Here is a 12,400-nt window from a genome sequence, read left to right as displayed (position 1 = left end):
ATTACCCGCCCGGCCTGCTAATAAGCATTATTGCCAGCTAATCTGCGCCCTGCCGTTTTTCTTACTTTTATACAGCCGCTCATCTGCCAGCATTTTCAGCCGTTCAACGGTAGTACATTCATTTGAATGCGCCACGCCGATACTGGTGCTTAAGTTAATGCTCCCCACCTGGAAATGGACGATTTCTTTTAGTATTGATAGCAACTCTTCCAGAGTACCACCGGTATAAATCACCGCAAATTCGTCGCCGCCAAAGCGGTAGACTTTGCCTTTATCTACCGGAATCTGTGATTTGAGAATTTTCACTACCTTCATCAACACTTCATCGCCCAGCAAATGCCCGAAGGTATCGTTAATGTTTTTGAATTTATCGACGTCAAACAGGCACAAATAGCCACCTTTTTCCGGCAGGGCTTTTAAATCTTCATCAAAAGATTTTCTGCCCATTGCTTTCGTCAGGTCATCAAGAAACGCTGAGTTATACATGCTGTAGAGTTTTTTGACATCCGCCGCCGAGAAGAAAAGCCCACCATCCAGCACGCGGTCAAAATGGTTATTAATGATAGCTTCTTTCTCAACGATGCCGCGATTAATGACTCTGCGTACCAGATACATGCAACTTATCCCCGATATCGCTGCCACTAATGCGGCAAAGAAAATAATTAAAGTACAAACCTGAAAATAGACATCCTTCTTATAAGCAAAGACATACAACCCCGTTGGTAAATAAGTGAAGTGTTCCATCGCTTCCGAAACAGTAAAGATGGCATTTTTCGCGTTATATTCATCCCCAACAACTGGCTTGCCACCTTTGAATAAAGAGAACATCAGGTTCTCGCTATCCATTGCCAGCGACTTTGAGAGTAACGAAAATCGTTCCAGCCCAAGCAAAAATATCAGACTGCGGTTGTGAGTAACCGGATAGAGATAATAGACGAAGGTTTTACCGTCAAAAGAGATAAACCCCGTATTTTTGACATGCCGATACTTAACAACCTGCATAATATCTGCACAATAATTTTTTTCATACTCCTTAACCTGAATACACTCGTCGCTGGAAATCAGATAAGGACCAACATCATACAAATAAGAAGGTGAAACCGAGTCAGCGTAAGCTGTGCGCAAGCCAACCAACAGTTGTTCTTCAGTCGGATTAAGCGTGTTAATGAGATCAATTGACACACTGCGCCGATATTCGGCAATATTTGCCACCGCAAAAGCAGTATCAATAACGGACTGTTTCAGGCCATACACCCGTTCTTTTACCATCTGGGTATAGATCCCGCAGGCAACTGCTGAAATCATGATAAAAATCAGCAGACTGACTGTAAGTACGAATTTATTGATTCTGGACATACCTAAACTACTCTTTTACTAACTTTCCACTTTTGTCCCAGGCAGAGAATGGCAACGGCTTCTGATATAGATACCCCTGGGCCTGAACACACCCTAATTTGATTAATTCACGCGCAACCTCTTCGCTCTCAACACCTTCTGCAATTACCGGGATCCGGTTATAGCGGGCCAGGTCGAAGATAATGCGTACAATTTTTCCCGCAGTGCCGAAAATATCGCCGGTAAATTGCGAGTCTACTTTTATGCTGTCAGGATTAATTTCATAAAAACGCTTCAGGTTTGACAAACCTGTACCAAAGTCATCAATCGATATCCGTACTCCTTGTTGACGCAGTTGTTCAATATTGAGATAAAAATGTTCATTAATACGTTCAATCACTGTTTCAGTGATCTCAATACAGATGCTATTCGCTTTCAGCTCATGTTCTTCCATAATAGCTGTAAAACGCGCATGAAAGTGTGGCTCGTTTAACTGCCAGGGCGAAACATTAATATGCAGTAAGAAACCTTCCTGCAGTTCCGCACGCTGGCTAAAATGTCTGAATTCCCCTATCGCCGTTTTAATAATTTGATAACCCAGTTCATTGATAAAACCGATATCTTCAGCGATAGCAATAAACTTCAGCGGCGAGATTATCCCCCGCTCTGCTGAAACCCAGCGGCACAGCGCCTCAGCTCCCAGAATGTCGCGGGTATTAATATCAACAATCGGTTGATAGACCAAAAATAGCTCGCCTTTTTCCATTGCATTACGGATATTGCGCGCAATCCAGATATTTTCTTCAATTTCTCTGAGTTTCTCATCATCACAGAAAATAAATTCAGAGAACATATGATCGCGGATACTGGAAATCGCCAGTTTTAGTTTTTCTGCGTAGCTCCAGGCATTTTCGCCTTTCAGAGGTTCACAAATGGCAGATTTATGTATACGCAGATTGCGGTAGCCAAAGCTACTGTCGAAATCGTTTATCATCGCGATCTTATGGGTAAAAATCTCTACATTTTCCCGACACAATAATAAATAGAGATCGGCATTGAATGTCACAATATCGCAACATTGCGCGTATTTCTCGGCAATTTGCTGACACAGTTTCCTGACGATTTTGTTGCGTTCCTCAACGCCAAACACCGCTTCGACGGCTTCCAGTCCGCACAGTTTGATGATCCCAACGGCCAGATACTGATTATTGTTTGACTCAATAATCGCCATATTTTTGATAAACCCGCTTTCCTGATCGTAGGAGATCAGCGAGAGCAATTTATTTGAACGCTCAACTTCTGCATCTTTCATTTCCGCGATCGAATTTTTGATGCTGATAATCTCTTTTGCATCGCCTTCACGAATTTTCAGTGCCTGCATTTGATCCGCAGAGTCGGGTAAAAATTCCAGCGTATTGACCAGCGTTGTCATTTCGGAAAATTGTCGACGGAACACACGGGTGGTCATTAAGTAAACCACCAGCAATACGATAATAATGAAAGCAAATGGTAAATAAAAGAGTTTGTCTGATGCGTTAAATAAATCCCCCGTAGGATAATAAAAATAGATATCGAACAATGGATTATTAGGAACTGCCGATTTCCTTGCGATATATTCTGTATCAACAGAATCAATAATATTATAACTATCTTCGCTATTATAAATAATCAATTTTTCGCGAGCGAGTTGATTCTTGGCAATGATTTCATGACCTTGTTTCAGAAACAGGACTTCATCCGTTGCGCTGATTTGATCAAGGTATTCGTTCAGATATCGCCAATTTAAATCGACGTGAATTTTATCAACAGCCAGCAAATCACGATCTTTGCCGTTAATTCGTAGCGTAAAAGAAATACATTTTTTACCCGGGCGATCAAAGCAATTGTATGCCGGATTCCAGCTACTGTCAGAGCCATCCGAGGATACAGACCACGGACGTTGCGACGGGTTAAAATCGGAAAAAATAACGCGCCCCGCCTCATCGATAAGCGGCCCATTAACCTTTTCCTGATGATAAACAACAATTTTATCGTTCGCCCGCCGCGAAAAAAGATAATATTTATTATTATCCAGCACCAGTCCCACTGAATCTAAAAATGGCATCATTTCCATTTTCAGAATAACAGCACGTTTAATCTCCTCACTGTTTTTCAACAAATAGAGTGAGTCTTTTAACGTCAGGGCCGAACGTTCAATATCTTTAAAGAAATAGCCAACGTTTTTTTGAATAAGTTCAAAGCGGCTATCGGCACGTTTTACCGCACGTTCCGATACCAACTGATAGTTAATGATGAAAAAAAGACCAATAAATGACAGCGCAGCCAATAAAAATAAAATTATCAGCCTTATCTTTATCTTTTCGTATAAACTCAGTATGTTAATACATTTAACAAAATAACTGCCAGTACGCTGTGCCGCTGCATAAATAGTTCCCCACAGCGACTTTTTAACTAAATGACCAGATTCTACAAAATCAGCAAAAAGTTACAACACTTGCTTCAGGCAATAATTTCCTGCGAGGTGATAACCCTTTCAAGCAATATTCAACCGTGATTATCCTTTAATTTTGGGGTCCAGCGCATCGCGTAAACCATCGCCCAGCAAGTTGAAAGCCAGCACGGTCAGAAAAATGGCCAGTGCCGGAAAAACCGCCACATGCGGCGCGATAACCATATCCGCTCTCGCTTCATTGAGCATCGCCCCCCACTCTGGCGTCGGCGGCTGCGCGCCAAGGCCGAGAAACGACAGGCTGGCGGCGGAAATAATCGAGGTGCCAATACGCATGGTGAAGAACACGACGATGGAAGAGACTGTCCCCGGTAAGATGTGACGCAACAAAATAGTCACATCGCTGGCACCAATACTGCGTGCTGATTCAATAAAGGTTTGCTGTTTCAACACTAGTGTGTTGCCGCGCACCAATCGGGCAAACGCCGGAATGGAAAAGATAGCGACGGCGATAATCACGTTAGCAATGCCACTTCCCAACACCGCGACAACAGCGATAGCCAGCAAAATACCGGGAAACGCAAACAGCACATCGCAAATGCGCATGATCAGTCGGTCCCACCAGCCTTCATAATATCCTGCCAGCAAGCCCAGCAACGTCCCAATCGCCGCACCAATAAACACCGCAAATACGCCAGCCGCCAGCGAGATTTGCGCCCCCACCAGGACACGGCTGAAAATGTCGCGCCCCAGTGAATCGACGCCAAACCAGTGCTGCAAAGAGGGGCCGTTATTCAGGTTGTCATAGTCAAAATAATTTTCGGCGTCATAAGGAACGATCCAGCGCGCCAAAACAGCAACTATAATCAATAAGATAACGAACAATGCGGCGCTCATCGCCATATGCTGACGACGAAAACGCCGCCAGAACTCATGCCACGGTGTACGTACCTGGTCAGGTTTTACCAGTGGCATAGCGTTTAACACCGCCTGACGTCGCCAGTTAAATAATCGCATCCTTACTTGTACCTGATAGCCGGGTTAATGGCAGCGTAAAGCACATCCACCACTAAGTTGATAAGAATAAATTCCAGCGAGAAAAGCATAATTTCTGCCTGAATCACCGGGTAATCACGCATTTCTACCGAATCGACCAGTAAACGTCCAAGTCCGGGCCAGTTAAAGACTTTCTCCACGACAATGGAGCCGCCGAGCAAGAAGCCAAACTGTAAGCCCATCATGGTAACCACCGGGATCATCGCATTACGTAACCCATGTTTGAGGATGACCCAGGTTTCGCTCACCCCTTTCGCCCTCGCGGTACGCATATAATCTTCACTTAAGACATCGGCAAATGAAGCACGGGTAAAACGCGCCATCACCGCCGCCACCGCTGCGCCAAGTGTCAGGGAGGGTAAAATGTAGTGCTGCCAACTGTCTGCACCAACAGTCGGCAGCCACCCCAACTCAACGGAGAACACCTGAATCAAAAGCATCCCCAGCGCAAATGCCGGGAAGGAAATCCCCGATACCGCGATGGTCATGCTCAATCGATCCGGCCAACGGTTACGCCAGACGGCGGCCACAATCCCCGCCGCCATACCAAATATCACCGCCCAAACCATACTGGTAATAGTCAGCCACAATGTAGGCATGAAGCGGCTGGCAATCTCATCGGCAACCGGACGACGCGACACCATCGACAGACCAAAATCCCCCTGTACGGCGTTGCTGATGTAGTGCCAGAACTGGTAATACAGCGGCTGATCCAGCCCCAGTTGCTGGCGCACCAGTTCGATAACCTGAGCATCGGCTTCGGGGCCGGCAATCAATCGCGCCGGATCGCCGGGCAGCATATGGACAAACAAAAACACCAGCACCGAGACGATAAACAGCGTCGGGATCAATCCCAGTAAGCGTTTGATAACGTAATTAAGCATTCCACTCCCTGCGTTGCTTATTGCAAATCCGCGTCTTCAAAGCTAAAGCCTGTATCTGGCATGATCCAAAAACCGGTCAGGTTTTTACTGTGTGCCGACACCAGTTTTTCTACCACCAGCGGGATCCACGGCGATTCTTGCCAGATGATATCCTGCGCCGCCTTATACAAGCGTGCCTTTTCCGCCGGATCGTTGGTTTTCAGTGCCTGAGCAAGGTCTTCATCCACCTGCTTATTGCTGTAAAACGCGGTATTAAACAGCGTCGGTGGCCAGTTCTGCGAAGCAAACAGCGGCGAAAGCGCCCAGTCAGCTTCGCCGGTCGATGCCGACCACCCCGTGTAGAACATCCGCACATTGCTCTCTTTCTGCCCTTTTCCTTCCACTTCCGCCGCCCGTTGTCCGGCATCCATCGCCGTCACCTGGGCTTTAATCCCTACCTGCGCTAACTGCTGCTGGGTAAATTGCAGCACTTTCTGCGCGGTGCTGTGGTTATGTGATGACCACAGCGTGGTACTGAAACCGTTGGGATACCCCGCCTCTTTCAGTAACTCACGTGCTTTAGCCGGATTGTAAGGCCACGGTTGATAACTTTGCGCGTAGGCAATACTCGGAGGTACAACACCGGTAGCTGGCGTTGCATATCCTGCAAATGCCACCTTAACCAGCGCCTGACGGTTGATGGCGTAATTCAGCGCCTCACGCACTTTCGGATTATCGAACGGCTTTTGCGTCACGTTCATGCTGATATAACGCTGCATAATCGACGGACTGGCCATCAGCTCGATATTTTTGTTCTTCTCCAGTAACGCGGCTTGTTCATAAGGAATAGGGAAAGCAAACTGCGCTTCACCGGTTTGCAACATTGCCGCCCGGGTATTGTTGTCCGCCACCGGACGCCAGGTAATGCTGTCCAGTTTGGGCAGACCGGGCTGCCAGTAACCCGCAAATTTCTTCACTTTCACAAAATCGGTCTGATTCCAGGTATCCAGCGCATACGGCCCGGTTCCGACCGGATGAAAGCCGATCTCTTTACCATATTTTTCCAGTGCCGCAGGTGAAATCATTGCTGTCGCCGGATGAGCGAGAATATTAATAAACGCGGAAAACGGCTGTTTGAGCGTAATCTTCACCGTTGTCGGATCGACCGCTTCAGTTTTGGCAATATTTTTGTACAAGTTATAGCGTTTAAGATGATTCGCCGGATCGCTGGCTCGATCCAGATTCGCTTTTACCGCCGCAGCGTTGAAGTCAGTGCCGTCCTGGAACTTAATCCCTTCGCGCAATTTCACGGTGTAAGTGAGGCCGTCATCAGAGACGGTATAACTCTCTGCCAGCACATTTTTCAGCTTCATCTCTTTATCCAGACCGAACAGCCCCTGATAAAACGATTTCGCCACAGCCTGCGATAACGTGTCATTCGCGTCATACGGATCGAGTGTGGTGAAGTTCGACCCCACCGCCACAACCACATCTTTGGCAGCGAATGCACAAGATGCCATCAACGCTGTGGCAATGCCCAGCGCCACTAACCCACTACGGTGTACAGCTCTTGCCATTTTATTCTCCGCCTGAATGTTATCTACGCATGAATGCGTATTCTGATTGTGGTTGTGCGACGTAATGCCCCGGTCCGACGCATTGTAACGAGACGGTGGCAACCTCTTCGCCACGCAGATGAATATTGCTGGGAAGATCGTCCGACAATAGTACGCGCTGTGGTCGCAGTCGGGACGGTTCCGCCACCGGAACTGCCGCCAGTAATTTACGCGTATAAGGGTGCTGCGGATTTTCAAATATCGCGCGCCGTGGGCCAATCTCAACGATTTGCCCGAGATACATCACCGCCACGCGATGACTGATCCGCTCCACGACTGCCATATCGTGGGAGATAAATAGATACGCGATACCGAAATCACGCTGAAGATCAAGCAACAGGTTGATAATTTGCCCGCGAATAGAAACATCCAGCGCCGACACGGCTTCATCGGCAATAATCACTTTCGGATTCAGCGCCAACGCACGGGCAATGCAGATGCGCTGACGCTGACCACCAGAAAACTCATGCGGGTAACGCCATGCGTGTTCAGGTAACAGGCCAACGCGCTCCAGCAACCACGCAACGCGTGCAGCAGCTTCTTTACCCTGCAATAAACCGTGTACGCGCAGCGGTTCGATAATCGAATCACCGATGGTCTGGCGAGGATCCAGCGAGGCGTAAGGATCCTGAAAAATAAACTGGATATTGCGGCGCAACGACTGAAGTTTACCGGGCGAGAGAGTATCGATTCGCTGACCGTTAAAGATAATTTCGCCGCTCTGCGATTCGACCAGACGCAACAGCGCCCGTCCGGTAGTGGATTTACCGCTGCCAGACTCGCCCACCAGCGACAGCGTTTCACCAGGCCTGAGATCAAAACTGACTTTCTCAACGGCGTGCACTTCTCGCGTTACGCGATTCAACAACCCGCTACGCAAAGGGAAACGGGTAACCAGATTACGCACCTGTAAAACAGGTTCGCCATCCACCACCGTTTTCTGTTCGACAGGACTTTCCTGTTTAGCCGGATGTTCAAGTGATATCAGCGGAAAACGACGGGGATAATCTTGCCCTTTCATCGCGCCGAGCTGCGGAACAGCAGCCAGCAGTGCGCGGGTATAGGGGTGCTGCGGCGCATGAAATATCTGTTCGACGCTGCCCGTTTCAACCGCCTCGCCCTGATACATCACCAGCACCCGATCGGCAATCTCTGCCACCACGCCCATATCGTGAGTGATAAAGATGACGCCCATCGACATCTCTTTTTGCAATACTTTGATTAATTGCAGGATCTGCGCCTGGATGGTGACATCCAGCGCGGTGGTCGGCTCATCGGCAATCAGCACCGCCGGGCGACATGACAGTGCCATTGCGATCATGACCCGCTGGCGCATCCCTCCGGAGAGTTGATGGGGATAACGTGAAAGAATGGTTTGAGCTTCCGGAATGCGAACCTGATCCAGCATCCGCTTCGCCTCCACCATCGCTTCTTCACGACTGGCGTTTTGATGCAAACGGATAGACTCAGCAATCTGCTCACCCACAGTAAATACCGGGTTTAGCGACGTCATCGGCTCCTGGAAAATCATCGCTATATCTGCGCCGCGTATATGCTGCATTTGCCCGGAGCTCTGCGTACTAAGCTCAATCACCTCATGGCTGCGCCGCCGCAACAGCATTTTATCGCACTGTACCAAACCGCCCGCCTGTTCCAGCAGACGCATCAACGCCAGTGCTGTAACTGACTTGCCGGAACCGGATTCGCCAACAATCGCCAGCGTCTCGCCGCGTTGCAGACTAAAAGAGAGGCCGCGAACCGCAGCCATTTTCTGCAGGTCTTGTATAAAGGCAATATTGAGGTTCTCAACCGCCAGCACATCACCGGCATCAAGCTCATCACTGTGTGGCAACGGTGTCCCCTTTTTCACGGTAGATACCGGTGGTTGGCGTATCGCCTGCATAGCCCCAGGCGCGATACATTCCTTCGGTGTTAAACGGTAACGCGACGTTACCTTCATGATCGATAGCGATTAAACCACCACTGCCATCAAGCGCAGGGAGTTTTTCCATCACTACCCGCTCGCAGGCTTCCGCGAGACTTAAACCGCCGTAATCCATTAACGCAGCGATGTCATATGCCGCCAGCGTACGAATGAAGACTTCGCCCGTACCGGTACAAGAAACCGCCACGCTGGCGTTATTGGCGTAGCACCCGGCACCGACAAGCGGGCTGTCACCGACCCGACCGGGTAATTTGTTAGTCATTCCCCCCGTGGACGTGGCTGCCGCCAGGTTGCCGTATTGATCCAACGCCACAGCGCCCACAGTGCCCATTTTCTGTTTTTCATCCAGCGGTGCGTCGCTATGGTCGAGGATCATTTCCCCTTCCTCACGCGCCGCCATCAGTTGTTCATAACGCAAAGGCGTGGAAAAAATCTCCGGCGAGACGCGTTCCATGTCATGAGCAAAAGCAAAATTTTCCGCTCCTTCGCCAATCATCATCACATGCGGGCTTTGCTCCATCACCAGACGGGCAGCAAGAATCGGATTGCGCAGATGACTGACGCCCGCGACCGCACCGGCTTTCAGGGTGTTACCATCCATCACACAGGCATCCAGCTCATGAGTTTCATCACGGGTGAAGACAGCACCAATACCGGCGTTAAATAGTGGGCACTCTTCCAGCAAGCGCACAGCTTCTGTTACCACATCCAGCGCACTTTCGCCCGCTTCAAGCATTTTCTGCCCGGTTTCAACAATGGCAGACAGCGCCTCAATGTAGCGTAATTCCTGTTGCAGACTCATCTGCGCGCGGCTAATTGCGCCTGCGCCACCGTGAATTGCAATGACTGCTTTGCCCATAGTTTTCGTCCATTAAAGGGTGGCTCGCCACTTTTGCTATAAATATCAGAATTTTTATGAATTACTCATTCAATTTTTGAATATAGAAAGATGTATATGGCATGTAAAGGCAGGAACCCACGCTACGCCCGAGGTGGCATACAGTCCGGGGCGTTTTTCTGACATAATAAGCAAATTCGATTTTGCCTCCGCAGGAGTGTTTTCATGGAATTTACCACCGGTTTGATGCCGCTCGACACCGCGCTTAATGAGATGCTTTCTCGCGTTACCCCTCTGACTACCCAGGAAACGCTGCCACTGGTACAGTGTTTTGGTCGCATTCTGGCAAGCGATGTCACTTCGCCGCTGGATGTCCCTGGGTTTGATAACTCCGCAATGGACGGCTACGCGGTTCGTTTAGCCGATGTCGCTTCCGGTCAACCACTGCCCGTCGCCGGTAAGTCGTTTGCGGGTCAGCCGTATCATGGCGAGTGGCCTGCTGGCACCTGTATTCGTATTATGACCGGCGCGCCGGTGCCGGAAGGCTGTGAAGCTGTGGTAATGCAGGAACAGACTGAACAAACGGACAATGGCGTACGTTTTACCGCTGAAGTAAGTCGCGGGCAAAATATTCGTCGACGCGGTGAGGATATCTCCGCGGGAGCAGTTGTTTTCCCGACAGGTACTCGCCTGACTACTGCCGAACTGCCCGTGATTGCTTCGTTGGGGATTGCCGAAGTTCCGGTGATTCGCAAAGTGCGTGTGGCGCTATTTTCCACGGGTGATGAGTTACAGTTACCCGGTCAGCCGCTGGGTGATGGTCAAATCTACGATACCAACCGTCTCGCCGTGCACCTGATGCTGGAACAGTTAGGTTGCGAGGTAATTAACTTAGGGATTATCCGTGACGACCCGAACGCATTACGTGCGGCATTTATTGAAGCTGACAATCAGGCGGATGTGGTGATCAGTTCCGGCGGCGTTTCGGTTGGTGAAGCGGATTACACCAAAAACATTCTCGAAGAGCTGGGCGAAATCGCATTCTGGAAACTGGCGATTAAACCAGGCAAACCGTTTGCGTTCGGCAAACTCTCTAATAGCTGGTTCTGTGGCCTGCCGGGCAACCCGGTTTCTGCGACGCTGACTTTCTATCAACTGGTACAACCGTTACTGGCAAAATTAAGCGGCAACACCGCCAGCGGCCTGCCAGCGCGTCAGCGCGTACGCACAGTATCTCGACTGAAGAAATCCCCCGGACGTCTTGATTTCCAGCGTGGCGTGCTACAACGCAACGCCAACGGCGAACTGGAAGTGTCGACCACCGGACATCAGGGTTCGCATATTTTTAGTTCTTTTAGTCTCGGTAACTGTTTTATCGTGCTGGAACGCGATCGCGGAAATGTAGAAGCGGGCGAATGGGTAGAAGTCGAGCCATTTAACGCGTTGTTCGGGGGCTTGTAATGGCGGAACTCAGCGATCAGGAGATGCTGCGCTATAACCGGCAAATCATCCTGCGTGGTTTTGATTTTGACGGTCAGGAAGCGCTGAAAGATTCTCGCGTGTTGGTCGTTGGCCTGGGCGGGCTGGGGTGTGCAGCATCGCAATATCTGGCAAGTGCGGGCATCGGCAACCTGACGTTGCTCGACTTTGACACCGTTTCGCTCTCGAATCTGCAACGTCAGACACTACACAGTGATGCCACGGTCGGGCAACCGAAGGTTGAATCCGCCCGTGACGCACTGGCGCGAATCAATCCTCACATCGCAATTACACCGGTGAATGCGCTGCTTGACGACGCTGAACTTGCTGCGTTGATTGCCAAACACAATCTGGTGCTCGACTGTACAGATAATGTCACGGTGCGTAATCAACTTAACGCGGGCTGTTTTGCCGCAAAGGTGCCGCTGGTTTCTGGCGCGGCGATTCGTATGGAAGGTCAAATCACCGTCTTTACCTGGCAGGATGGTGAACCGTGCTACCGTTGCCTGAGTCGTCTGTTTGGCGAAAACGCGTTAACCTGCGTGGAAGCAGGCGTAATGGCTCCGTTGATCGGCGTAATTGGTTCGTTGCAGGCAATGGAAGCGATCAAACTGCTGGCAGGTTATGGCAAACCTGCCAATGGGAAAATCGTGATGTACGATGCGATGACCTGTCAGTTTCGCGAAATGAAGCTGATGCGCAATCCTGGATGTGAGGTGTGCGGACTGTAATTGTCGCCTGTAGTCCTGATAAGACGCGGTAGGCGTCGCATGGGCATTTGCTCCAGACGCCAGATGCGGCGCGAACGCCTTATCTGGC

The 12,400-nt window shown here is 49.7% G+C and carries 9 protein-coding genes; 2 read left to right on the top strand and 7 right to left on the bottom strand.

The window, feature by feature from the left end; all coding sequences use genetic code 11:
- Positions 1–27 precede the first annotated feature (27 nt).
- The 7 genes from A1WG_RS05220 to iaaA all read right to left on the bottom strand — a co-directional run bounded on the left by A1WG_RS05220 (position 28) and on the right by iaaA (position 10,123).
- On the bottom strand, positions 28–1,356 hold the full coding sequence (locus tag A1WG_RS05220) for a GGDEF domain-containing protein (protein WP_001516061.1): 1,329 nt from the start codon (positions 1,354–1,356) through the stop codon (positions 28–30).
- A gap of 7 nt (positions 1,357–1,363) precedes the next feature.
- Positions 1,364–3,712 carry a sensor domain-containing phosphodiesterase gene (locus A1WG_RS05225; protein ID WP_001516060.1) on the bottom strand — a complete coding sequence of 783 codons (2,349 nt, stop codon included), beginning with the start codon at positions 3,710–3,712 and terminating at the stop codon, positions 1,364–1,366.
- A 177-nt stretch (positions 3,713–3,889) separates the two neighbouring features.
- Positions 3,890–4,801 carry a glutathione ABC transporter permease GsiD gene (gene gsiD / locus A1WG_RS05230; protein ID WP_001516059.1) on the bottom strand — a complete coding sequence of 304 codons (912 nt, stop codon included), beginning with the start codon at positions 4,799–4,801 and terminating at the stop codon, positions 3,890–3,892.
- A gap of 2 nt (positions 4,802–4,803) precedes the next feature.
- Positions 4,804–5,724, bottom strand: coding sequence for a glutathione ABC transporter permease GsiC (gene gsiC, locus A1WG_RS05235; RefSeq protein ID WP_001516058.1), 921 nt, complete (start codon positions 5,722–5,724; stop codon positions 4,804–4,806).
- A gap of 17 nt (positions 5,725–5,741) precedes the next feature.
- Complete coding sequence (gene gsiB, locus A1WG_RS05240) at positions 5,742–7,280, bottom strand: glutathione ABC transporter substrate-binding protein GsiB (RefSeq protein ID WP_001516057.1); 1,539 nt, start codon at positions 7,278–7,280, stop codon at positions 5,742–5,744.
- Positions 7,281–7,299: 19 nt separating this feature from the next.
- Positions 7,300–9,171 (bottom strand): glutathione ABC transporter ATP-binding protein GsiA, encoded by a 1,872-nt coding sequence (gene gsiA, locus A1WG_RS05245; protein ID WP_001516056.1) that lies wholly within the window; start codon positions 9,169–9,171, stop codon positions 7,300–7,302.
- On the bottom strand, positions 9,158–10,123 hold the full coding sequence (gene iaaA, locus A1WG_RS05250) for a beta-aspartyl-peptidase (protein WP_000513756.1): 966 nt from the start codon (positions 10,121–10,123) through the stop codon (positions 9,158–9,160). Before iaaA ends, gsiA begins: the two co-directional genes overlap by 14 nt.
- 204 nt (positions 10,124–10,327) lie before the next feature.
- On the opposite strand from iaaA, the gene moeA reads away from it, so the two are divergent.
- Both moeA and moeB read left to right on the top strand, forming a co-directional pair.
- Positions 10,328–11,563, top strand: coding sequence for a molybdopterin molybdotransferase MoeA (gene moeA / locus A1WG_RS05255; protein ID WP_000397321.1), 1,236 nt, complete (start codon positions 10,328–10,330; stop codon positions 11,561–11,563).
- Positions 11,563–12,312, top strand: a complete 750-nt coding sequence (gene moeB, locus A1WG_RS05260; RefSeq protein ID WP_000829226.1) for a molybdopterin-synthase adenylyltransferase MoeB — start codon at positions 11,563–11,565, stop codon at positions 12,310–12,312. Before moeA ends, moeB begins: the two co-directional genes overlap by 1 nt.
- Positions 12,313–12,400 lie beyond the last annotated feature (88 nt).

Source organism: Escherichia sp. KTE96 (assembly GCF_000408525.1).
Lineage (GTDB): Bacteria > Pseudomonadota > Gammaproteobacteria > Enterobacterales > Enterobacteriaceae > Escherichia > Escherichia marmotae.
Note: the sequence above shows the minus strand (reverse complement) of the source record. Positions and strands in the feature narration are given on the sequence as shown.